Here is a 23302-nt window from a genome sequence, read left to right on the forward strand (position 1 = left end):
GCTCCAGCATCTGCCACTTCTCCATTCTTAATTGACTTTAAAAAAGAATCATAAGCTTTGTTTAACTTCAAAGAATCGAGTTTTTTTAAACCTGAAAAGTAAAATTCGAAATCGGTATTTTCATCTAAACTTTTGATATTAACCGACATTTGTCTTATTTTGAAATCGGTCAAAGCTCTATAAGAAGTAGAGTCTATTCTATCAATTTTCACTTCGTAATCAACTTTGTTTTTCAGGTTGGAGTTTCCACAAGCGAGAAACATACACGATATAATAGAAAGAAATAGTAATTTTTTCATTTATCAGTTATTGTAAAGGGTGTAATCAATTTCTAAAAAATCTTCCACATTTGGAATCCAAAAGTTTTGGATAAAATCAAGATGGGCAGGATGATTTGAATAAGTATCATATTGTTCTTGATTTTCAAACTCCATCGAAATACCATATTCAAATTTATTTTTGGGGCTTATCTGGTTCAAAACCTCAAATGTCTTGACGTCTGGTATTTCTTTTAGTTTGTCTACCGCATCAAAAAAAGCTTTCTTGGACTCATGGGAAATGGTCTCTTTTAGTTTGAGAATGACGGAATGGCGTATCATGTTTTGAGGCTTGAGTTTAATTTATTGGATAATTTAGAATTTCGTATGAGATTTTTTTCTTGACATCTTAAACGTCAAGGTCATTCAATTTTCTCTTATAATTTTAATATTTCACGGTAATAGTTGACGGTCTGTTTTACTGAACTTAAGTTATTGGGTTTCTCTTTGGTGTCTCTTTCTATATTGATATTCCCTCTAAAATCCTGTCTTTTCAGTTCATCAAAAATTGCTGGAAAATCAATCACACCCGTACCAACTGGTACGTCCTGAATTTTAGTATTGTTATACTCAGCGATGTCTTTTAGATGTATTCCTATTATTTTTCCTTCCAATTTCTTGATAGCGTCCAGCGGATTCAGGCCAGACTTTGGATAATGACCTAGGTCAGGACAAGCACCAAAACTCGAATGACCTGCAATGGCTGCTAGCACCGAATCTGGGTGCCAATATATACTATTTCCGTTCCAGTGATTGTGCAATGCCACTTTTACTCCATATGCTTTAGCCAAACTATCTACACTATTCCACATATTTTTGGGCGGTTCGGCAGTTACATATTTCACGCCAAAACGATTTGCAAATTCAAAATCACGTTTCCAGTTGTCAACAGTTTTACCACCAGTGATGTAAATGGACTCCATCTTAAAACCTTTTTGATTAAGTTTGGCCTTCAATTGTTGTACACCTGACGGCGATAAATTCATGAGGAGACTATCTTTGAGTTCAATTCCTGCTTTTGCAAATGTGAATCCCTCCACATATTTAATACCAGCACTATCGGCATAGTCTAGCTGCTGCGGGAAAGACATATTACTAAAAGTGTACAAAGCTAAACCGAGTTTCCAATTAGAAGGGTCGCCTTTGCTCTTTTTGGTTTTAGATTGTGCTAAACCTTGAATTGTGAAACACAGAGAAAGACCAATCACAAAAACTATTTGTAACACGCGAGACTGCCCAGACGACTTCATATTGATAATTATTTAAGGTTAATTTTTCTTTAATTCTCATTCATAAGGCGATACCCCTACTGAGGTCCATCCACCATCTATCACCAAATTCTGCCCCATGATCTGTCGCGAAAGTGGAGAAACCAAAAACAATGCAGCATGAGCAATATCTTCTATAGTTGCTGGCCTTCCAGATGGTGTAATTCTGGACCAAGTGGAAATGTATTCGGTATCTTCTAAAGTTCGTTCAGTAAGTGTTGCCCCTGGAACAATGGTGTTAATATTTATTCCATGAGGTGCCAAATCCACGATCAAATTTTTAGCCAATTGATCTATGGCGGCCTTTGTCATGCCATAGGCAGCCAAGTTTTTGTGGGCCGCATGGGCCGTAACAGAGGATGTTAACAAAACACTTCCCCCTTGACCTTGGGCGACCATTTTTCTAGTAGCCGCTTGTGTAAGGAAAAAAGTCCCAAAAAGATTGACTTGCAATAAATGCTGCATTGAAATTGGTTGATACTCCCAAAAATCACCAAAAGTGGTAATACCCGCATTGGCCACTAAGATGTCTAATCTTCCAAAATTATCAACCGTAAACTTTACAACATCCTGTATAACAGACATTTCCGAAACATCTCCAGCAAATGCCTTACAAACTCCTTGCTCGTCAGTTATTTTTTGACACGCTTTTTCAGCCAAATTTTTATCTATATCATTGAGTATGATTTTAGCACCATTTTTTGCTAATTTTCGAGCTATTTCAAAACCTATTCCTACACCTGCACCCGTGACTATAGCTACTTGGTTTTCAAAAAGCCTATTTTCTTGTTCCTCTTTCAATTTCTATTTTATCCATTAATTGTCATAAAAGTATTAAAAAACTTATTTAAGAAATATTCGACCGAAACATTTAATCTTTCGTTCTAAATTTTAAAATTAAAAAGACCGTAAATTCAAATGAAACACTACCAAAGCTAAAGAAAAAAAATCAGCAAACTAACCTGCACTGTTGATGCCTAATAGCAATTATTTGTATTCCTTTGGCATCATACCTGTTTTACTCTTAAAAAACCTGGCAAAATTGCTAGGCGTTTGATTTCCCAATTTTATTGCGATTTCTGCAATATGCAGATTAGAATATTTCAACAAGGATTTAGCTTCCAAAATCATCATTTCGTTAAGCAAATCTTGAGATGATTTCAAAGTTATATTTTTTACACATTTATTTAAGTGATTGGGAGTAACATGTAGATAATTGGCATAATCACTCACTTTTTGTTTTTGGTAAATAAACTGAGAAAGTGCCTCTTTGTAACGTTGCACCAGACTTGCTGCAGCATTTTTTTGAGGTTTCAAATCTGATTCAACAAACAATGAGGCTTCTTTAAGTAAAGCAAAAATATAGAAGGCTATCAGCTCCATTTGCTTATTTTCACCCTCTTGATCTAAAACTTCTAACCTGTAAAAGATATTTAAAATAGGTTCAACAGCTTCAGAAGAAACGGCCACAACAGGATTAGAAAGGAAATTAAAAAAATTGAATTTATTGAGGTGTTTGTCTAAGGATAAATGCTTAAGAATATCAATATCAAAATGCAAAAAATAGCCTTCGGCATCCTCACTCATGTACTCGTGTGAGGTAATTTGGTAAGGAGGTAAAAAGAAAAATTGACCCACTCCAAACTCATAGTTGGCTAAGCCTTTACTTCTTACCGATTTCCCTTTGGTAAGAAAAATCAAATCATAGACAGTTTTGCGATGCGGAGGCAGGGGAAAGGAGAGTTTATCTCGATAATTCTCTATACGATTAATATGAAAAAGATTGTGATCCTTGCTAAAGTTAAACGGCCAACTTACCCCTCCGAAATGGAAAGAATCCAATCCGTTGGGTTCGATTACTGGTATGTTTATTTCTTTATTCAAGCGTAGTTATTGGTCAATTTGTTATTAAATATTTGGTTTAATTGCAACGATATTATTGTTATCTCGGTTAGCTAATTACTAAATCTCTCAATACTTTATATTTCTTATGCAAAATCTGATTATTGTTTTTAGCCATCTTCCCTCTTTTTTTTAGTATTAATAAAAAACCTCTTATCCAATAACCAGTTTACTAATAACCAATCAACAAATAACCAAATAAGATTACTCAAAAATAGCCACTGCCCTTGTCCAACCAGCACTTGCTTTTTCTATTTTGGCTGGGAAACACGCTACCTTAAAGCCAAATGGCGGTAATTGATCTAGATTTGCCAGTTTTTCTATTTGACAATATTCTTTTTCGATACCCACGTAATGTGCCTGCCATATAACACCTTGTCTAGGGTTGGCTTTGTAATCAGCGGCCTGAATATGCAAAGGAATATCCCAACCCCAGCCATCAGTCCCCATTACTTTTATACCTTGGTCAATCAGCCAGTGGGTGGCTTTTGCAGATGCACCCACATGAATTTTTACAAAATTATCGTCGTGAATGCGTTTGTCGGCATCACATCGAATGAGTACAATATCAAGTGGTTTAAGCTGATAGCCAATAGCTGATAGCTTTTCCTGTAAATCTTCTGGCTCAAACATATAACCATCCGGCTTATCCGTAAAATCCAAAACTAATCCATCTTGAAAAAACCAATCCAAGGGAATTTCGTCGATTGTACGAGAGGGTTTCCCTTCGCAAGTGGGATAATAATGATAGGGAGCATCTACATGTGTACCACAATGACTGGTTACGGTCAAAGTTTCTCCAGCAGGTCCATTATCGTTTACAAAACAATCGGTCATACCTCCAAAAAGCATAGCTCCAATCTTTTTAGCACCATTTTTATGATCTTCATAATCGATTTTGGTGGCCATTGGCTCCTTGATTTTTTCCGAAATGGTTACTGAAAGGTCTATAATTCGCATGTTTGGTTATTGGTTAATTGATTACTGGTTAATTGGATATTTGTATCTTGCTAATTGCTTTGGTGGCAAATGTTAATAAGTTTAAAGTTTTTCTAATTAAACCCTCTAAAATTTATTGCTATTCATTAAAATACTCCTCACTTTAAAAGCCTCCCCCCGTCTACAGTAATGATATTTCCTGTTGAAAATGTCAACTGCGTAGCAACAGCAAAAACCGCATTTGCTACATCATTTCCGTTGGCAAAACGCTCCAAGGGCGTATTGTCCATTTGATTTTTCAAAAAAGCTGGGTCAAAGTTTTTGGTATATTCACCTTCAACAAAACCAGGTGAAACAGACACCACCCTTATTTTCGGTGCCAAAGCCCTAGCCAAAGACCTCGTCATAGAATCGACCGCTGATTTGGAGGCACAATAAGCCACATTCGAACCAATACCGTAAATTCCGGCTATTGAGGAGATATTCACCACTAAGGCAGAATCTTCCTCTGACTTCATTAATAAATCTTTAAAAGCCCTGACCATTGCAAAACCTCCTCTGAAATTGGTCTGCATTATTTTATCAATCCACTCATCTGTCAATCCATCCAAGTCATCGTGTTTTACGGGAGTGGTTATTCCTGCATTATTTACCAAAACATCCAATTTTCCGTATTTTTCAAGCACAAATTCCTTCAAGTCGGCCAGTTTATCTGGATCAGTAGTTGGGGCATGAAAGATGGAATGATGTGCTTTTTTTTCGATTGAAGATTGACGCTTAACGATTGATTGCTCAGAAGCCAAATTTAATTCAGCTAGCAACTTTTCGGCTTTTTCTTTATTCGAATTATAAGTGGCTAAAACACTGTAGCCTGCCTCAGCAAATTTTCGACAAATAGCCGAACCAATTTCTCCTGCACCACCTGTAACTAAAACTGTTTTCATAAAACTTATTTTTTGTAAATCGTCATTCGACATTCGTTATTCGTTATTTGTTATTAGTTATTAGTTATTGGTTATTCGTAAATCGTCATTCGCAATTCGTCATTCGTCATTCGTAAATCGTCATTTGCAAATCGTCATTCGTAAATCGTAAATCGTAAATCGCAAATCGCAAATCGTCATTCCTTTTGGCTAAAATCGCAAACCCTAAATCAAGAATACCTCCTCACCCTAATATCTGCCTGCTCTTTGTGGCCAGCAAAATTCTCGATCTCACACAATCTTGAACAATATTCTCCAATCATTGCACTGGCTTCAGGCGTTCTGATTTCTTGGTAAGTACATGTTTTCATAAATTTACCCACCCAAAGACCTCCTGTATATTTTGCCCCATGTTTGGTTGGCAAGGTGTGGTTTGTGCCAATTACTTTATCTCCATAGGCCACATTGGTATATTGCCCGAGAAAAAGTCCGCCGTAATTGGTCATTTTTTCTAAAAAATATCTTGGGTCTGCCGTCATTACTTGCACGTGCTCACTCGCAATGGCGTCAGCTTCAGCTACCATTTCATCTATGGTATCTACCACTATCACTTGTCCATAGTCTCTCCAAGAAATGCTCGCAATATCTGCTGTCGCAAGGGTTTTCAATTGCTTTTCCACTTCTAATATAGTTTCTTTTGCCAACTTTTCAGAGTTTGTCAACAAAATAGCTGGAGAAGTTGGCCCATGTTCGGCTTGACCGAGCAGGTCAGTGGCACAAATTTCGGCATCGCTGGTATCATCCGCTATCACCAATGTTTCAGTTGGACCAGCCAATAAGTCTATCCCAATTTTTCCAAAAAGTTGTCTTTTTGCTTCCGCCACATAAGCATTTCCTGGCCCAACAATCATGTCTACTTCATCTATGGTTTCTGTTCCTAGAGCCATGGCTGCAATGGCTTGAACGCCACCCAAAAGGTATATTTCATCTGCACCAGCCATGTGCATTGCTGCCACAGTAGCTGCGGGTATTTCGCCCTTCATGGGAGGAGTGCAAGCTATAACACGCTTAACTCCAGCTACTTTAGCAGTAAGAACACTCATGTGAGCGGAGGCCACCATCGGATATCTTCCACCAGGCACATAACAGCCAACGCTATTCACAGGAATATTTTTATGACCTAAAAACACACCAGGGAGGGTTTCGACTTCGATATCAACAAGAGCATTTTTTTGATGCTGAGCAAAGTTTCTTATCTGCGTTTGAGCAAACTCAATATCTGAAATTACTTGAGAAGGCAAACTGGCTATAATGTCGATAATTTGACTTTTAGACAATTTAAAACTTTCTGGTGACCAATTGTCCAGCTTTGTCGAAATCTCCTTTACTGCTTTATCCCCTCCAATTTTTATTTCTTCAATAAAACCTTCAACGGTTTCTCTTACTTTTTTATCGTTTGACTCTGCCTCAAAAAGTGCTATGGCAGATTTTAATATTCTTTTCATATTAAATTAAATTGTAATGTAAGGCCAAAGGTGGTGAATTAAAAAAAGGAGATAGAATGGCTCTCCATTCTATAAATAATGGAGATTCTCTAAAACCAATGGTGTGATCTTCGAGCGTTTCCCACTTTATGAGTGCCAAAAACTTTGTAGGTGTTTCTATACATTTCTGAAATTCTATGCTAACAAAACCTTTAGATTGGCTTATTATATTTTTAGCCGAATATGTGGCTTCCTCAAACAAATCCTCTTTTCCCGCTAGTATATCGAACTGGGCAATTTCAAGTATCATATTCCAATCGTTAGTTTAGGATAAATCCCATTAAATTTTGAACAAAATTAAGTCGAAAACCTAACCATTGTTAGTCAAAAAAAGGCAAATAATATTCAATATCAATCAATAATAGAGCAATTACGTTTTGAAAGGTGATTTTTAAATTCAAATAATCTAAATCTGGCGTTTATGAACTAGAATAAAGCCTTTGAAGAAAAACTTCTCAATTCAATTAAAATCATTTCTCATTTTTATAATATTGCAGAAAAATCAAACCCTATTAATATGAAAAACACCCTTTTTCTATTATTTCTACTTATTTCGACAGTGGCTTTTTCTCAAAAGACCCCTGCGGCACCAGGTCTCGAATATGTTTGTGAATTGAAAGTAAAATTGAATCCCCCTTATATTGTTGGAGAAACACCGCATGGTTTGAGGCGAATAATTCCGATTGTTGGCGGAACCGTAGAAGGTCCAAAAATCAAAGCCGAAATATTGAATGGTGGTGCCGATTGGCAAATCGTGAGGAAAGACGGCGTAGCAGAGCTAGAGGCTCATTACCAAATGAAAACTGATGATGGCGTAACTATTTATATAAAAAATATAGGTTTAAGAGTGGCAACACCCGAAGTGGCCGCAAGAATTGGTAGAGGTGAGCAAGTAAGTCCTTCAGAGTATTATTTCAGAGCAGTTCCAAAATTTGAGGCCCCTGCTGGAAAATACGAATGGATGAACAATGCCATTTTTGTCTGTACAGCTGAAAGGAATCCCGATAATGTGGCCATTAGAGTTTGGAAACTTTTATAAGTTTTGAAAAACATAAAAATACCCACCGTAAAGCCTTCAGAGTTTGACGATTATCTATTTGCTAATTGGAAAGCTCCCGTTACTAGTTTGTACGAAAACTTCCATGTTTCGAGAATAGAGGATTACAAAAATCACCTTAAACTACCTACACCTCCGCACAGAAGATCTGTATATTTTTTTCTTTTTATTACTAATGGCCAAGTAGTTAGGCGGAAAGATTTGACAAAATTTGAACTCAAAAGAGACTCATGCTTTTGTTTATCAGCAGATCAAATAACGAGCATTGATTTTGTGAGTCAAGACGCCACCGGTTTTTACATGCATTTTTTACCCGAAATTTTTAATCATCCAAATCTTAAAGTAGATTTAATTAAAGACTTTCCTTTTTTTTCGAATTGGAATGAGCCCCATTTTGAAATTAATGATGACAAAAAAATTAAAAATCTATTCGAAATGTTAATAAAAGAACATCTAAACGAGAATAAAGAAGTCTTGCCCTTTTATCTAATGACGCTTCTTTCCGAAATAAAAAACCTTGCACAAATAAATCAAAACAAAAAACAAGACGCCTCTTCTATTCTCACCTATAAATATAAAAACGCTCTTTCAGAGTTTATCTACTCCAAAAAAACTGTTTCAGAATATGCTGATTATCTATCAGTAACACCAAATCATCTGCTAAAATGCGTTAAAAACACAACTGGAAAAACTGCCCATGAATTGTTGGATGAAATGCGAATTTTGGAGTCTAAAGTATTACTAAAACAAACTGATAAAAGTATTTCTGAAATTGCGGACGCAATAGGCAAAGAAGACCCGTCTGACTTTTCGCGGTTTTTTAAGTTAAAAACAGGCCAAACTCCTAATCAATACAGAAAAGCATAAAATATTTTAGCTTTAATAACCAAAAAGCTCAAAATTGATTGATTTTGCATAAAAAATCAAGCATTTTTCCTATTTTCAAAAGATTAATCCCTATTATTTTTGCATTATTCAAATAATAATTTTAGATATTTGACTATAAAAACATTAATGATGAACCTTCCTGCTTCACTTACGATAGAACAAAAAGACGAAATTCTTCTCGTAAAAATCAATAGACCAGAAAAAAGGAATGCCATAAATGATGAATTGGTTTTGGGGCTTGAAACACTCTTTTCTAATATTCCAAAAGGCATAAAATGTGCTGTTATTTCAGGTGAAGGTCAACATTTTAGTGCTGGGTTGGACTTGTCCGAGCTCAAAGAAAGAGATATCATTGAAGGGCTACATCACTCAAGAATGTGGCACCGTGCCTTAGAAAAAATACAGTTTGGAACCGTTCCTGTAGTGGCGGTTCTACATGGTGCTTGTGTGGGTGGCGGCTTAGAAATAGCCTCCGCTTGTCATATTAGAGTTGCCGAAAAAAGTACTTTTTATGCCTTGCCGGAGGGTCAGAGAGGAATATTTGTTGGTGGAGGTGCTTCCGTAAGACTACCCAAACTCATCGGAATGGCAAGAATGGCCGACATGATGTTTACTGGCAGGGTAATTTCAGCAGAGGAAGGCATGCAAATGGGTTTTTCGCAATATGTTACCGAAAACGAAGGTGGACTAGAAAAAGGAATAGAACTCGCAAAAAAAATTGCCCAAAATGCTGAAACCACAAACTACGCTTTGATGCACGTTTTGCCAAGAATTGTGGATTCAGGCCAAACTGAAGGATTAATGATGGAATCGTTGATAGCAACCATATCCTCATCCTCTCCAGAAGCAAAAAAGCGGTTAAATGATTTCTTGGAAGGCAGGGCCAAGAAGGTTGGAGAATGAGTTGAATCTTGTGCTGAGCGAAGTCGTCGAAGCCTATGATTTTTTAGAGGACGATTAATTCGATTCTAGATTAACAATTTTAGATTTTTTTTGAAGATTATTTAAGGAAGATCAAGCTAATTGATAGAGCGATGCAGCGATCGGTGGTTGAGCGGAGTCGAAACCACCTGATGATTGAGTTAAGCCAATCATGGTGGTTGAGCGGAGTCGGAAGCACCTTATGATTGAGTTAAGCCTAAAATGGTGGTTAAGCGGAGTCGAAACAAACCTACGGTTTTGCTAAGCCAAAATTGGTGGTTGAGCGGAGCCGAAACCACGACACTCTTTAAATTTAAATATTAAAAAAATAGATGTTCAAAAAAACTATGTTTGGGCCAACTGCGACCACGAAGAAAGTTCGTGAAGATGGCTCTGTATTATTAAAACTTGAACAAAAACTGGAGGCTTTTCCTGAAAGAATTACAGAAAAACTTATTTATTGGGCGGAAAACTTCCCTAATAAAACATTTATTGCCCGTAGAAAAAGTTCCAAACCCAATGATTGGGAGGAATATACTTATGCCGAAACTTTAAAAAAGGTCAAGGCCATTGGGCAGCACCTTTTAAATTTAAATTTCACGGAAGAAGAAACAATCGTAATCTTATCCGACAATAGTATTGAACATGCATTACTGGCTCTGGCGGCTTTGCATGTAGGTATTCCGTACACACCAATTTCGCCTCCGTATTCTTTGGTTTCAAATGATTTTGGAAAACTCAAGCATTGTCTTGAAATAATGACGCCTAAATTGGTTTTCGCACAAAATGCCAAAACCTACGCAAAAGCTATAGCATTTACGAAAGATCTTTTTCCTGAAATAAATGTCGTGACAGCAGAAGAGTCTATTTATGCAGTATTCTCTGAAATATTAAAAACTTCACCTACATTGGAAGTAGATGAGGCGTTTAAGAAAGTAAATGGTAATTCAGTAGCCAAGGTTTTGTTTACCTCTGGCTCAACAGGCCTACCAAAAGGTGTAATAAATACCCACAAAATGTGGTGTGCAAATTTACAACAGATTACTCAGGTATTTCCCTTTATGCATATAGAACCACCAGTTTTTATTGATTGGCTGCCTTGGAATCATACTTTCGGTGGAAATCACAATTTCGGTTTGACGCTTTACAATGGAGGCACTTTGTATCTAGACGAAGGAAAACCTACTGCAAAAGGAATTGAAACTACTGTTCAAAACTTAAGAGAAATTTCTCCTACTGCCTATTTCAACGTACCCAAAGGTTTTGAAATGCTGATTCCCTATTTTGAAAATGAGTCTGAACTACGAGAGAAGTTTTTTGAAAAAGTAAATATTCTCTTTTATGCAGGTGCAAGCTTGGCCCAACCTGTTTGGAATCGTTTGGAAGAATTGGCAATGAAAACCATTGGTGAAAAAATCCCTATAATTACTGGACTTGGTTGTACAGAATCTGGACCTTCGGCGATGTTTGCGAGTTGGGGCGGCAGCTATTCAGGACTTTTAGGTGTGCCTGTTCCTGGTATGGAAGTAAAATTGGTGCCCGATGGAGACAAAATGGAAGCAAGATACAAAGCACCTAATGTCACGAACGGGTATTGGAGAAACCCTGAAGAAACCGCCAAAGCCTTTGATGAAGAAGGGTTTTATAAAACTGGCGATGCGGTAAAATTTGTGGACGATGAAAACCCAAGCAAAGGTTTGGTTTTTGATGGTAGAATTGCTGAGGATTTTAAACTTTCGACAGGCACATGGGTAAATGTGGGCGTACTTAAGGCAAAAATCATTTCAGCAGGTTCGCCAATAGTGCAAGATGTAGTGTTGGCAGGATTAGACAAAGAATATATTGGGGCTATTTTGTTTTTAAATGCAGATTCTTGTCGAAATTTGATAGGAGAAAACTTAGAAAATAAAGATGCATTTTTACACGAAAAAGTACATCATTTTTTAGGCGATGTGTTTGAAAAATTCAATGCTCATTCAACTGGTAGTTCTACCAAAGTTGAAAGAATAATGATAGCAACAGAGCCACCTTCAATTGATTTGGGAGAAATAACAGACAAAGGTTCTCTAAATCAAAGGGCTGTTCTGAAACATCGAGCCCATTTGGTGGAGGAATTGTTTAGCTAACTGTTAAATTGGCACGCTGATGACGCTGATCTTCGATCGCTGATTAGCACGGATTTTATTAAAAAGGGTATTGGTTAAGATTTTCTATTTGGGTTAACAAAGTATTTAGGGCAAAATATTTATTCGATGGAATTACTGCACAAAGATTTGACTGACAAAATATTGAGGACTTTTTTTGATGTATATAATGAATTAGGTTTTGGATTTTTAGAAAAGGTTTATCAGAATTCTTTATTCTTAGAATTGAAGTCAAGAGGTTTTCATGTTGAAGCCCAAAAGCAAATTAAAGTGAATTTTAAAGGTTTCGAAGTAGGAGAATATTATGCTGATTTAGTTGTGGATGAAATGATAATATTGGAATTAAAAGCAACAGAATTTATTGTTCCTGAATTTGAAAGTCAACTTATTAATTATTTGAGAGGTACAGATAAAGAAGTTGGATTGCTTTTAAATTTCGGAATTAAACCGGAATTCAAAAGAAAAGTCTTTGAAAATTCTAGAAAAAATTTAAAAGTAAATAAAATAGCCGAATGAGATTCAAAAATAATATCCGTAAAATCTGCGTTGGAACATCCGTTTTATCAGCGTGCCATCAGTAAGAACGAAACAATGGAAATAAAAAATAAAACATTCTTAATTACTGGCGGGGCGTCTGGTTTGGGATATGCCACCGCCAAAATGATTATTGAAAACGGTGGAAATGCTGTTCTGCTAGATGTAAATGTGGAGTCTGGAGAAAAAGCAGAAAACGAATTAGGTAAAAATGCCAAATTTATAAATACCGATGTCACCAGCGAAGAACAGGTTCAAAATGCCGTTGATGTGGCTGTGAATCATTTTGGAGGCATAAATGGTGTGGCCAATTGTGCAGGAATAGGTCCAGCAATGCGAGTAGTTGGAAAAAATGGACCACATGGACTTGATTTTTTCTCAAAAGTAATCAGTATCAATTTAATAGGTACGTTCAATGTATTGAGATTGGCAACCAATGTGATGCAAAACAACGAGCCAAATGAAGGTGGAGAAAGAGGTGTAATTATCAACACAGCCTCAGTGGCTGCATTTGATGGACAAATAGGACAAGGAGCATACTCAGCCTCAAAAGGAGGAATCGTAGCAATGACCCTTCCTATAGCACGTGAATTAGCAAGAATGGGAATTAGGGTTATGGCCATTGCACCTGGGATATTTGAAACACCCCTGTTAGCATCCATGCCCGATGAGGTAAAAGATTCACTTGGAAAACAAGTACCATTCCCTCCAAGGCTTGGCCAGCCCTCAGAATATGCAAATTTGGTAAAACATATCATTGAAAATCAAATGCTGAATGGCGAAGTAATCCGATTGGATGGAGCAATTAGAATGGGAGCTAAATAGAATTAATCAACCTTTATAAATGAAATACATAATTATTCTTCTTTTTCTGGCAAATGTACTTTTTGCCCAAAAAATAGCCAAAATAGATTCTGGATCAATAAATGGAGCTGCATACCGAATAATTTTCCCTGAAAACTGGAAAGGAAAACTGGTCATGTATGCCCACGGATATGAGTTTATGGGTAGTCCTTTGCAAAGTAAAAACCCAGAGTGGGCAATAAGAATGAAGCCTTTCACTGAAAGAGGTTTTGCAGTTGCAGCTTCTGATTATCGAAATCAAGGTTTGGCTCTTGCACAAGGCGTAGATGATACCGAGGCCCTACGTCAACTTTTTGTGAAAAGATACGGCCTTCCTGACTCCACTTTTATGGCAGGACATTCGATGGGTGGTGGAATAACAATCGCTACGCTAGAAAACTTTGGTAAAAACTATGCGGGTGGCTTCCCAATGTGTCCATTAGCAGGTCGAATCTACCTACAAACGAGAAAAGAATTCGATTTGATAGCCACATTCAATGCTTTGTTTCCTGGAAATATGCCTAGTTTGATGGAAATCTTAGATAAAAATCAATCCAAAAATCCGGTACCCATGAATGTGGCGTTTGGAAAAGCGATGGCACTAAAAAAAGTAATATTTGCTAAAGACTCACTTTTGGCGGCGGACATTGCAGATAGATTTGACCTTAAGCCTGATGATTTACCTTTTGCATTGGTATTTGGAGAAAATGTACTTCGAGATATAGCCATAAAAGGTGGAGGAAATCCTTATGATAATACAAATACGCTCTATGGCGGGTTTCGAGACAATCTTTTGGTGAATCAGAATGTAGAACGTTTATCAGCAACTATTGGTCAAGATAAATTATTTTCAAAATATGATAGAACAGGAAATATCGACAAGCCTACTTTGGTTTTACATACTATTTATGACCAATTGATTCCTGCCGAAATGGCTATCGTTAGATACGAAAATTTAATACAAGAAAAAGGAAATCAAGCTTTTTACACGGTAAAATTTACCAACGGACAAGGGCATTGTAACTTTTCACCTGAGCAAACAGGAAAGGCTTTTGACGAATTGAGAGAATGGGCAAAAACGGGTATCAAAGCTAAAGCAGGCTATATAAAATAAAAATCTTAAAAAATATAACAGAATGAAAAACAACAATTTTAGAGCCGATCATGTGGGTAGTTTATTAAGAACTCTTGAAGTTAAAGAAAACCGTGATAAATGGAAAAGAGGAGAAATTCCTGCTGACGAACTAAGAGAAATAGAAAATATCGGAATAGCAGAAACGGTTAAAAAATTGGAAAATACTGGTATGAAAGCCATCACTGACGGTGAGTTTCGTAGAGATTATTTCCATTTAGATTTCCTAAAAGAATTGGATGGTGTAACTGTAACTGGTGGTGTTGGTGGTGGACAAGCCAAAGTTGCTTCAGACGGATTTACGCCTCCTGTATTAAGTGTAACTGGTAAACTAAAACACAGTCACGACATCCAAGTTGCTGATTTCAATTACCTAAAATCTATTGTTACCGCAACTCCCAAGGTATCGATTCCCTCTCCTACCATGATACATTTTCGTGGTGGTCGCAAATCCATAGATATCAATTCTTATCCTGATATGGACGAATTTTTCCATGATTTATCAAATGCTTACAAAGAAGAAATTGATCACCTTTACAAAGCTGGCTTAAGATACTTGCAATTGGACGACACCAACTTGGCCTATCTTTGTGACCCAAAAATGCGTGCAGCCGCAGCCGAAAGAGGCGAAGACCCAAATGAGTTGCCAAAAACCTATGCAGCCTTAATAAATTCAGTTATTGATGGTAGGCCTGATGATTTAACAGTTGGAATTCACTTATGTAGAGGCAATTACAGAAGCACTTGGTTTGCAGAAGGCGGTTATGAGCCAGTTGCGGAGATTCTATTTAATGAAATCAATGTTGATAGATATCTTCTAGAATATGATGACGAACGTTCGGGCGATTTTGCACCATTAAGATTTGTTCCAAGCCACAAAAAAGTAGTTTTGGGCATTATTTCTTCGAAAAAAAGAGAATTAGAAAATATGGATGACCTTTGTAAAAGAATTGACGAAGCAGCTCAATATATGCCACTAGACCAAATGTGTGTAAGCCCACAATGTGGTTTTTCAAGCACCCACCATGGCAACGACATGAGCGAAGATGATCAATGGAGAAAAATGGATTTGGTAGTTAAAACAGCTGAGAAAGTTTGGGGCGAAAGCTGATTTGTTTGCGTTTTTTTTTGAAACACAGATGATACAGATTGGATGGAATGACATAGATTTTTTCTATTTTCGAAGTGTAAAAATGATCTCTGTGTAAATCAGCAAAATCCGTGTTACCAGTTTTCAAATCTGATTCAGAATTAAAATAAAAATGCAATTATACACGAGGAAAAATATTGATTTTATATTGCACGATGTGCTGGAAGTAGAAGAGCTCTGCAAGAATGATTACTTTAAAAATCATTCTAAAGAGACCTTTGATTTGGTGCTTGATATGGCTGATGAAGTAAGTAAAAAAACTTCTTTGCCTGCATTTGTAGATAGCGACCGAAATCAACCAGCACTTACTGATGGTCACGTAAAAGTTCATTCAGGTTTACACGCATTTACAAAGGCTTATGCTGATGCAGGAATGATTGCTTCTACATTTGACGAGTCTTTTGGAGGACAACAATTACCAAAAACCATATATGCAGCTACCGAGTATGTGGGTATGTGTGCCCACAACAGCTTCATGATGTTTACCGATTTGGCAAATGGTTGCTCTAATCTCATAGCCACCTTCGGTAATCAAGAACAAAAAGAGCTTTACATACCCAAATTACTTTCGGCTGAATGGCTTAGCAGCATGTGCCTGACCGAGCCTCAGGCAGGTAGTTCGCTTTCAGAAATTACCACAAAAGCCAGTCCACAGATTAATGGTACATTTAAAATTTCAGGACAAAAAGTATTCATTTCTGCTGGAGATCATGACATTACACCCAATATTGTCCATTTGGTTTTGGCTAGAATCGAAGGAGCCCCAGCTGGAGTAAAAGGGATTTCATTGTTTATCGTACCCAAAAATCGCGTGGAAGATCTAAGTCAATCCAACGATGTTACTTCGATCGGTATTTTCCACAAAATGGGCCAGAAAGCTACACCTGCAATGCATTTAGCGTTTGGTGCCAATGACAATTGTGAGGGTTATTTATTGGGTGAAGCCAACCAGGGTTTGACACAAATGTTTAAAATGATGAATGGAGCAAGGCTTGGTGTGGGAATGACCGGCATAGCCTGTGCCTCAGCGGCATATCATCATTCATTACAATATTCCAAAGAAAGAATTCAAGGAAAGCGTTTGGATTTAAATCAAAAAGCTGCTTCGGTAGCTATCGTGGAGCATCCGGATGTCAGAAGAATGCTTCTTAGGCAAAAAGCAATTGTGGAAGGCGGCCTAGCTTTTATGTTGCAATGTTATTTTTATATAGATCAAATTCGTTTGAAGCCAGAAAGGAAATCTCAATACGATACATTGCTTGAATTGCTCACACCGGTTGCCAAAACATTTGGAGCAGAAATGGGTATCGTTTCGGTGAATCAAGGTTTGCAGGTTTTGGGAGGCTATGGATATACGGAAGATTTTCCATTGGAACAATTGGCCAGAGATGTTAGAATTTGTAGTATTTATGAAGGGACTACAGGCATTCAGTCTTTGGCTTTGTTGGGTAGAGAAGTTTTTAGAAATGATAAGATAGCTCTAAAACTTTGGCATTCTGAGGTTCAAGAAACATTAGAATTGTCAAATGAAATAAAAGAATTACAGGCGTTTGTAGAAGAATTCAAACAAAAACTTAACATTTTTGACAAACTTAATGAACATTTAGAGAAAATCTCTGGAGAAGGTAATTCTGAAATCTTCTTGAAAGACGCTACTGCTTATATGGAAATGTTTGGCCTTTTAAATGTAGCTTGGCAATGGCTAAAAATGGCCCAAATAGCACAATTGAAAATCTCAATTATTAATGCAGAAGACAATTTTTACAAATCCAAAATACAAACCATGAAGTTTTTCTTTAAATATGAACTGAGCCGAGTAAATAATTTATCAGAAATTCTTTTCCAAAATGACACCTTGACCATTTTTGACCCAAATAATGAAATTTTAGTTTAATCATGATAGATATTCAAAAAATAAAAGCCATAGATGTACACACACACGCTGAAGTTTCATGTGGCCAGCCGCATGATGATTATCGACCTGAATTTGATGTGGCTTTTGCGAAATATTTCAAATCAGATAAACGTCCAACGATTCAGGAAACGGCTGATTTTTACAGAGATAGCAACCTGGCCTTTGTGATGTTCACGGTGGATTCTGAGCATGAAGTGGGTAAAAAAAGAATTCCGAATGTCGAAGTAGCTGAAGCTGCTCTGAAAAATGACGATGTTATGATTGCTTTTGCGAGCATAGATCCTCACAAAGGCCGAATGGGGGCACGTGAAGCTCGAGATTTGATAGAAAACTACGGAGTAAAAGGATTTAAATTCCACCCAACCGTACAAGGATTTTACCCACAAGACAAAATGGCCTATCATTTATATGAAGTCATCGCTGAATACAAATTGCCGATGCTTTTTCATTCGGGTCATTCTGGATTTGGCTCTGGCGTTCGTGGAGGCGGCGGTTTGAGACTTGAATATTCCAATCCGATGCACTTAGACGATGTGGCTATTGATTTTCCAGATTGCCCAATAATTATAGCCCATCCGAGTTGGCCATGGCAAGACGAGGCTCTTTCAGTAGCCATGCACAAGCCCAATGTTTATATAGACCTCAGTGGCTGGTCACCAAAATACTTCCCGAAACAATTGATTCAATATGCCAATACAATGCTCAAAGAACGAATTCTTTTCGGCACAGATTTTCCGCTAATTACGCCAGAAAGATGGATGAAAGATTTCGAGGAAGCAGGATTTAAAGACGAAGTAAAGCCGTTGATATTGAAAGAAAATGCGATTCGGATGTTGGGATTGAAGTGATAAAAAAAGCCTGCTAATGGAACACAGATGACAAGGATATTAAAATACCACGGATTAACACTGATTTCTTAATTCCATGGTATTTATTTTTAAAACTTAAACCCGCTCCAATATTACCGCATAACCCATACCAACTCCCACACACATAGAGGCTAAGGCATATCTTTTATTGCTTCTTTGCAACTGATTCACAGCCGCTTGAATGATACGTGTACCCGACATTCCTAACGGATGTCCCAAGGCAATTGCTCCACCGTTTGGATTAATTCTTTCATCATCGTCTGCCAAACCAAGGTTTCTTGAAACAGCCAAACATTGAGCAGAAAAGGCTTCGTTAAACTCAATTACATCCATATCTGCTAAAGTTAACCCTGCCTTTTGCAAAGCTTTCTGAGAAGCTCCTACAGGTCCGATTCCCATAATTCTCGGCTCTACACCTACAACACCCGAACTCACAATTCTTGCTTTTGGAACTAGATTATAAGATTGTACCGCATTTTCAGAGGCAAGAATCATAGCGGCTGCACCATCATTGAGTCCAGAGGCATTACCTGCAGTTACAGTTCCACTTTCCTTTCTGAAAGCTGGTTTCAATTTTGCCAAAGTTTCTAAACTTGTGACTCCTTTTATAAATTCATCTTTGCTAAAAGCCGTTACTATTCCTTTTTTGTCTGTCAATTCTACGGAAACAATTTCCTCTGCCAAAATACCATTTTGTTGAGCCGCAAATGCTTTCTGCTGAGAATTATATGCAAACAAATCCTGATCCTCTCGACTAATATTGTACATTTCCGCCAAATTTTCAGCAGTAACTCCCATAGCATCAGTACCATACAATTTATTCATCACCGGATTTACAAAACGCCAACCGAAGCTTGAATCGAATAGTTGTACATCTCCACCAAACGCTTTTGTGGATTTACTCATTACCATTGGCCCTCGGGTCATGTGCTCCATTCCTCCCGCTATCAAAACCTCTCCGTCTCCTGCTTTTATTGCTCTGTTGGCATGAATCACTGCAGACATACCTGATGAACATAGTCTGTTGACCGTTTCGCCAGGAACTGTATAGGGTAAACCTGCCAAAAGCAATGCCATACGGGCAACATTTCTATTATCTTCTCCTGCTTGGTTGTGACAACCCAAAATGACATCCTCTATCGCTTCTAAAGGAATATTTGGATTTCTTTTGATCAATTCTTTGATTGGAATAGCTGCCAAATCATCTGCACGAACCGTGGACAAGCTACCTCCAAGACTCCCAATTGGAGTTCTGACTGCATCTATTATGAAAGCATCTTTCATTTTTATTCCTTTATTTTATTGCCAAAAATATATAACCAAATAATTCTTGAAAGTCTAAAATTGAGAGGAAAAAGAATTATCATGAAACTAATAATAATCAATAGGTTAACATAGTCAAATAACTCATTTCCATACCAAGAACAAGCCAGAATAACTAACAAACCCTCTAAGCTGGCTAAACCATAACTCACAAACATAGCTCCCCAATAAAATCCATTTTCAGGAAAAAAGTTGTAATTACAGTTTGGGCATTTACTGTTCATTTTTGTTAATTGAAAAAAAGAAAATAAATTTCTATTAATAAAAATATTGCCTTTTCCGCATTGCGGACATTTATTTTGAAACAAGTGTTTGAGTGCCATTAATGCATATTAATTTGAGTACATAATTCCCCAAAATTACCTATATAATGCTAACAGATTACAGAATGTCTGATTTTTAATGGTGTGGCTTTAATCCACTAAGCCATTCACAAACCTTGCACTGGTTTTTACCTCTACCTCCTCCAAAGTGGCATTTGGAAGCAAATCTACCAAAGTTAAAATACCATTGGTGTAAGAAAAAACCGCCAAATCTGTAATAATCATATCCACTACACCCGATGCAGTTAATGGCAACATACACGAAGGTACAATTTTCGGAGACCCGTCAGAATTGGTATGGGTCATGGTAATGATGAGTCGTTTAGCTCCTTTTGCCAAATCCATAGCACCACCTACACCCAAAAGTGGTTTCCCTGGTACTGCCCAGTTGGCGAGATTTGCGGCTTCGTCACACTCTAAACCACCCATTATGGCCACATCGATGTGACCACCACGAATCATCGCAAATGATTCCGCACTATCGAAATAACTACTTCCTTGTAAAGGAGTTACAGGAATTTTACCAGCATTTACCGGATAATTCATTGCTCCTCCTCCATCTGTTGGAGCTGGACCAACGCCCAACATTCCGTTTTCAGTATGGAGAATAATGCCTTGGTCCTCTGTGATTAAATCGGCCACCAAAGTTGGAATTCCGATACCTAAATTTACGACATCGCCCTTTTTCAGTTCGGCCAATGCACGGCGAGCCATATTCATTCTGACCTCATCTACTTTTTTAGAGGACGCTATGGATGCAGAAGTGCCTAAATCTTCCAGAGTAAGCGTAGCTTGTACCAAATAATCTACAAAACAGCCCTGTGTATGCACGTTTTCGGGAGCTATTTCACCAACTGGCACAATTTCTTCAACTTCAGCAATGACCAAATCCGCAGCTGTTGCCATAGCTTTATTAAAGTTATTTTCCGTCATACGGTATTGCAAATTTCCAGCGGTATCAGCACGCCATGCACGTATGAAAGCTACGTTACCACGAATACCTTTTATGAAAACTTGCTCTTCTCCATCGATAATTTTGGTTTCACGACCTTCGGCAATCTTGGTTCCAGCTGAAGTTTTGGTATAAAAACCACCAATACCTGCACCACCAGCACGGATGGCTTCTGCCAAAGTGCCTTGAGGCAAGAGCTCTGCTTCAACCAATCCAGATTGAACGGCCTTTACAGCATTTGGATTTGAAGTAAAAAACGAGCCAATTACTTTTTTTAACTGACCATTGGCCAATAATCTATCGCCACCCAGTCCAGGTTCGCCCGTATTATTTCCAATAAAAGTTAAGTTTTTAGTACTTGTTTCAGCCAAAGCATGCATCAAATGCACAGGATTTCCCGTCATACCAAAGCCACCTTGGAGGAGGATATCTCCGTCTTTTACAAATTTAACCGCCTCATTTAAGCTTACAATAGGCACATTTTTCATAATAAATTAAAAAAGAAAATGATAAATTTCGAATAACGAATAACGAATGACGAATAACGAATGACGAATAACGAATTTTGGAATACCTTAAATCATTAATATTAACCCCTTCAATAAACCTATTAAAGGAGTAAAAAACATTGGCTAATTTCATTTTTATTTATTCCTAGCAGTCTTAATAGATGCTACAGTTATTGATAAAAGTTCATTTGCCTCTTTATATATAGATTCAGAGCTTCTTCCTAGAACAGGAAGAAGTTCTGTTATGAATTCAATCCAAAACATTGTCTAGTCTAATTCTTCCTCAACTATTTTTAGTTTATTTATAAAATCAGGATTCGATTTTCCTCTACAAGCAGCTCTATAATTTGCTGCTGCTGAAGGTGCTGATCTGACTATCTGTTTTCGACAAGCTTTAAATTCAGGATCACTTGGCAATTGCCTTGTCATAATAACAACTGAAATCGCCCATTTTTTATACCTTTCTTTTAAATCTGAAATCATGTTGAGTTTGGTTTAGATTATTGATCGTTGATTTCTTTAAATATTGTATGATAAAATTATCACATTAAATTAAAACAAACGAAATTCTATAAATGCAATTATTAGAAATTCTTTATTCGAAAATCGTGCCCCTGTCTTCGTTATTCATAACTCACCATTCTCCATTCTTAACTCGATAATCGTAATTCGTAATTCGTCATTCAAACACCTCAAATGGCAATCCCACATAATTCTCTGCTATGGTTTTTTGATAAGCTTCAGAAATTCTTAAATAATCAAACTTTGATTTTTGTAGTAATTGTTCAAAACTACCATTTTCGGCTTGTTTATGACACAAATACGTCATGAAATTGGAAAAATCTTGTACTCTCCAAACTCTTGCTACAGATTTTTTGGTGTAATTATTAAGAAACTCTTCATTTCCATTTTTAAAGAATTCAGTTAGGCCAATAGCTAAATTTCTCACATCTGCAATTGCCAAATTTAAGCCTTTCGCTCCAGTTGGCGGCACAATATGTGCCGCATCACCAGCCAAAAACAATCTCCCTGCTTGTAAATTATCAATCATAAAGCTTCGCATAGGCGTAATGCTTTTTTCAAAGATATCTCCTTTGTCTAATTCAATTCCCAATCTATTTTCTAGTTCTGACCATATGTTATCATCAGACCAATTCTCAATTTTTTCGTCGTTTGGTACTTGCAGATATAATCTGCATACTTTTTCTGACCTCATACTGGCCAAGGCAAAACCATTATTATGAAAAGCATAAATCAATTCATCATAATTAGGTTTGGAATAAGCCAAAATACCTAACCAACTAAACGGATATTCAATTTTGAATTCATTGTAAGATTCTTTGGGTAATGTTTTCCTCCCCAAACCATGAAACCCATCCGTTCCCGCTACAAAATCACAATGCAATATTTTATTTTCTCCCAAGAAAGTAAATGATATACTTGGTTCATTGGACATAAAATCATTGATTTGTGTAGCATCTGCCTCAAATAAAATCTCAATTTTTCTATCGATACAGGCTTGAATTAAATCCTTCACAACCTCTTGTTGCCCATAAATCGTTACTTCCCTTTGTGTATGTTTTTGAAAATCAATACGTTGAATCACCCCATTGTAAGCAATATAACATCCATGATGCACCAAACCTTCTTTATGCAATCTTTCGGCTACACCCAATTCCTCAAAAACTTCTACAGTGTTTTGTTCTAACAAGCCTGCCCTTACACGATTCTCCACATATTCTCGACTTCTATTTTCTATTATAATACACTTAATACCTTGTTTTTGAAGCATCAAAGCCAAGGTAAGTCCAGCTGGCCCAGCTCCAATAATTCCTACTTGAGTCTTCAT

The 23302-nt window shown here is 37.1% G+C and carries 24 protein-coding genes; 10 read left to right on the plus strand and 14 right to left on the minus strand.

The window, feature by feature from the left end; translation table 11 throughout:
* From EGI24_RS11475 to EGI24_RS11515, 9 genes are all read right to left on the minus strand, one after another.
* On the minus strand, positions 1-299 hold a 299-nt coding region (locus EGI24_RS11475; RefSeq protein ID WP_255048548.1), incomplete at its 3' end, for a hypothetical protein.
* 3 nt (positions 300-302) lie between these two features.
* Positions 303-599 (minus strand): Dabb family protein, encoded by a 297-nt coding sequence (locus EGI24_RS11480; RefSeq protein WP_255048549.1) that lies wholly within the window; start codon positions 597-599, stop codon positions 303-305.
* Between the two features lie 95 nt (positions 600-694).
* Entirely contained in the window at positions 695-1567 is an 873-nt protein-coding gene (locus EGI24_RS11485) for a sugar phosphate isomerase/epimerase (RefSeq protein ID WP_255048550.1), read from the minus strand.
* Between the two features lie 36 nt (positions 1568-1603).
* Positions 1604-2386, minus strand: a complete 783-nt coding sequence (locus tag EGI24_RS11490; RefSeq protein ID WP_255048551.1) for an SDR family NAD(P)-dependent oxidoreductase — start codon at positions 2384-2386, stop codon at positions 1604-1606.
* A 186-nt stretch (positions 2387-2572) separates the two neighbouring features.
* Positions 2573-3469 (minus strand): AraC family transcriptional regulator, encoded by an 897-nt coding sequence (locus EGI24_RS11495; protein ID WP_255048552.1) that lies wholly within the window; start codon positions 3467-3469, stop codon positions 2573-2575.
* Positions 3470-3691: 222 nt separating this feature from the next.
* A complete protein-coding gene (locus tag EGI24_RS11500) occupies positions 3692-4447 on the minus strand; it encodes a cyclase family protein (RefSeq protein ID WP_255048553.1) in 756 nt (251 codons plus the stop codon).
* A 137-nt stretch (positions 4448-4584) separates the two neighbouring features.
* Positions 4585-5370 (minus strand): SDR family NAD(P)-dependent oxidoreductase, encoded by a 786-nt coding sequence (locus tag EGI24_RS11505; RefSeq protein WP_255048554.1) that lies wholly within the window; start codon positions 5368-5370, stop codon positions 4585-4587.
* Between the two features lie 209 nt (positions 5371-5579).
* Positions 5580-6854, minus strand: coding sequence for a histidinol dehydrogenase (hisD, locus tag EGI24_RS11510; protein WP_255048555.1), 1275 nt, complete (start codon positions 6852-6854; stop codon positions 5580-5582).
* 1 nt (position 6855) lies between these two features.
* On the minus strand, positions 6856-7143 hold the full coding sequence (locus tag EGI24_RS11515) for an antibiotic biosynthesis monooxygenase (RefSeq protein WP_255048556.1): 288 nt from the start codon (positions 7141-7143) through the stop codon (positions 6856-6858).
* Between the two features lie 267 nt (positions 7144-7410).
* Between EGI24_RS11515 and EGI24_RS11520 the strand changes: the two genes are divergently transcribed.
* The 10 genes from EGI24_RS11520 (at position 7411) to EGI24_RS11565 (ending at position 18325) form a co-directional block, all read left to right on the plus strand.
* Positions 7411-7932: a DUF3237 domain-containing protein gene (locus EGI24_RS11520; RefSeq protein ID WP_255048557.1), complete on the plus strand. Its 522-nt coding sequence runs from the start codon at positions 7411-7413 to the stop codon at positions 7930-7932.
* Between the two features lie 3 nt (positions 7933-7935).
* Positions 7936-8817, plus strand: coding sequence for an AraC family transcriptional regulator (locus EGI24_RS11525; protein WP_255048558.1), 882 nt, complete (start codon positions 7936-7938; stop codon positions 8815-8817).
* A 147-nt stretch (positions 8818-8964) separates the two neighbouring features.
* Positions 8965-9741: a crotonase/enoyl-CoA hydratase family protein gene (locus EGI24_RS11530; RefSeq protein WP_255048559.1), complete on the plus strand. Its 777-nt coding sequence runs from the start codon at positions 8965-8967 to the stop codon at positions 9739-9741.
* A gap of 350 nt (positions 9742-10091) precedes the next feature.
* Positions 10092-11885 (plus strand): feruloyl-CoA synthase, encoded by a 1794-nt coding sequence (locus EGI24_RS11535; RefSeq protein WP_255048560.1) that lies wholly within the window; start codon positions 10092-10094, stop codon positions 11883-11885.
* 126 nt (positions 11886-12011) lie between these two features.
* Positions 12012-12419 carry a GxxExxY protein gene (locus EGI24_RS11540; RefSeq protein WP_255048562.1) on the plus strand — a complete coding sequence of 136 codons (408 nt, stop codon included), beginning with the start codon at positions 12012-12014 and terminating at the stop codon, positions 12417-12419.
* 75 nt (positions 12420-12494) lie between these two features.
* Positions 12495-13262 (plus strand): 3-hydroxyacyl-CoA dehydrogenase, encoded by a 768-nt coding sequence (locus tag EGI24_RS11545; protein ID WP_255048563.1) that lies wholly within the window; start codon positions 12495-12497, stop codon positions 13260-13262.
* A 19-nt stretch (positions 13263-13281) separates the two neighbouring features.
* Positions 13282-14394: an alpha/beta hydrolase gene (locus EGI24_RS11550; RefSeq protein ID WP_255048564.1), complete on the plus strand. Its 1113-nt coding sequence runs from the start codon at positions 13282-13284 to the stop codon at positions 14392-14394.
* A gap of 22 nt (positions 14395-14416) precedes the next feature.
* Positions 14417-15523 carry a 5-methyltetrahydropteroyltriglutamate--homocysteine S-methyltransferase gene (locus EGI24_RS11555; RefSeq protein WP_255048565.1) on the plus strand — a complete coding sequence of 369 codons (1107 nt, stop codon included), beginning with the start codon at positions 14417-14419 and terminating at the stop codon, positions 15521-15523.
* Positions 15524-15674: 151 nt separating this feature from the next.
* On the plus strand, positions 15675-17456 hold the full coding sequence (locus EGI24_RS11560) for an acyl-CoA dehydrogenase (RefSeq protein ID WP_255048566.1): 1782 nt from the start codon (positions 15675-15677) through the stop codon (positions 17454-17456).
* A 2-nt stretch (positions 17457-17458) separates the two neighbouring features.
* Positions 17459-18325 (plus strand): amidohydrolase family protein, encoded by an 867-nt coding sequence (locus EGI24_RS11565; protein ID WP_255048567.1) that lies wholly within the window; start codon positions 17459-17461, stop codon positions 18323-18325.
* A gap of 96 nt (positions 18326-18421) precedes the next feature.
* On the opposite strand, the gene pcaF is transcribed toward EGI24_RS11565, so the two are convergent.
* The 5 genes from pcaF to EGI24_RS11590 form a co-directional block, all read right to left on the minus strand.
* Complete coding sequence (gene pcaF, locus EGI24_RS11570; protein WP_255048568.1) at positions 18422-19630, minus strand: 3-oxoadipyl-CoA thiolase; 1209 nt, start codon at positions 19628-19630, stop codon at positions 18422-18424.
* 2 nt (positions 19631-19632) lie between these two features.
* Complete coding sequence (locus EGI24_RS11575; protein WP_255048569.1) at positions 19633-19893, minus strand: hypothetical protein; 261 nt, start codon at positions 19891-19893, stop codon at positions 19633-19635.
* A 189-nt stretch (positions 19894-20082) separates the two neighbouring features.
* Positions 20083-21432 carry a 3-oxoacid CoA-transferase gene (locus EGI24_RS11580; RefSeq protein ID WP_255048570.1) on the minus strand — a complete coding sequence of 450 codons (1350 nt, stop codon included), beginning with the start codon at positions 21430-21432 and terminating at the stop codon, positions 20083-20085.
* A 288-nt stretch (positions 21433-21720) separates the two neighbouring features.
* Positions 21721-21936, minus strand: a complete 216-nt coding sequence (locus tag EGI24_RS11585) for a four helix bundle protein (protein WP_255048571.1) — start codon at positions 21934-21936, stop codon at positions 21721-21723.
* A gap of 196 nt (positions 21937-22132) precedes the next feature.
* Positions 22133-23302 carry a 4-hydroxybenzoate 3-monooxygenase gene (locus EGI24_RS11590; RefSeq protein ID WP_255048573.1) on the minus strand — a complete coding sequence of 390 codons (1170 nt, stop codon included), beginning with the start codon at positions 23300-23302 and terminating at the stop codon, positions 22133-22135.

It is taken from the genome of Lacihabitans sp. CS3-21, assembly GCF_024343675.1.
Lineage (GTDB): Bacteria > Bacteroidota > Bacteroidia > Cytophagales > Spirosomataceae > Leadbetterella.

Coding starts and splice junctions, on each gene's coding strand:
- EGI24_RS11480 (WP_255048549.1), bottom strand. CDS start 599: ATGATACGCCATTCCGTCATTCTCAAACTAAAAGAGACCATTTCCCAT.
- EGI24_RS11485 (WP_255048550.1), bottom strand. CDS start 1,567: ATGAAGTCGTCTGGGCAGTCTCGCGTGTTACAAATAGTTTTTGTGATT.
- EGI24_RS11500 (WP_255048553.1), bottom strand. CDS start 4,447: ATGCGAATTATAGACCTTTCAGTAACCATTTCGGAAAAAATCAAGGAG.
- EGI24_RS11505 (WP_255048554.1), bottom strand. CDS start 5,370: ATGAAAACAGTTTTAGTTACAGGTGGTGCAGGAGAAATTGGTTCGGCT.
- hisD (WP_255048555.1), bottom strand. CDS start 6,854: ATGAAAAGAATATTAAAATCTGCCATAGCACTTTTTGAGGCAGAGTCA.
- EGI24_RS11515 (WP_255048556.1), bottom strand. CDS start 7,143: ATGATACTTGAAATTGCCCAGTTCGATATACTAGCGGGAAAAGAGGAT.
- EGI24_RS11520 (WP_255048557.1), top strand. CDS start 7,411: ATGAAAAACACCCTTTTTCTATTATTTCTACTTATTTCGACAGTGGCT.
- EGI24_RS11530 (WP_255048559.1), top strand. CDS start 8,965: ATGATGAACCTTCCTGCTTCACTTACGATAGAACAAAAAGACGAAATT.
- EGI24_RS11535 (WP_255048560.1), top strand. CDS start 10,092: ATGTTCAAAAAAACTATGTTTGGGCCAACTGCGACCACGAAGAAAGTT.
- EGI24_RS11540 (WP_255048562.1), top strand. CDS start 12,012: ATGGAATTACTGCACAAAGATTTGACTGACAAAATATTGAGGACTTTT.
- EGI24_RS11545 (WP_255048563.1), top strand. CDS start 12,495: ATGGAAATAAAAAATAAAACATTCTTAATTACTGGCGGGGCGTCTGGT.
- EGI24_RS11550 (WP_255048564.1), top strand. CDS start 13,282: ATGAAATACATAATTATTCTTCTTTTTCTGGCAAATGTACTTTTTGCC.
- EGI24_RS11555 (WP_255048565.1), top strand. CDS start 14,417: ATGAAAAACAACAATTTTAGAGCCGATCATGTGGGTAGTTTATTAAGA.
- EGI24_RS11560 (WP_255048566.1), top strand. CDS start 15,675: ATGCAATTATACACGAGGAAAAATATTGATTTTATATTGCACGATGTG.
- EGI24_RS11565 (WP_255048567.1), top strand. CDS start 17,459: ATGATAGATATTCAAAAAATAAAAGCCATAGATGTACACACACACGCT.
- pcaF (WP_255048568.1), bottom strand. CDS start 19,630: ATGAAAGATGCTTTCATAATAGATGCAGTCAGAACTCCAATTGGGAGT.
- EGI24_RS11575 (WP_255048569.1), bottom strand. CDS start 19,893: ATGAACAGTAAATGCCCAAACTGTAATTACAACTTTTTTCCTGAAAAT.
- EGI24_RS11580 (WP_255048570.1), bottom strand. CDS start 21,432: ATGAAAAATGTGCCTATTGTAAGCTTAAATGAGGCGGTTAAATTTGTA.
- EGI24_RS11585 (WP_255048571.1), bottom strand. CDS start 21,936: ATGATTTCAGATTTAAAAGAAAGGTATAAAAAATGGGCGATTTCAGTT.
- EGI24_RS11590 (WP_255048573.1), bottom strand. CDS start 23,302: ATGAAGACTCAAGTAGGAATTATTGGAGCTGGGCCAGCTGGACTTACC.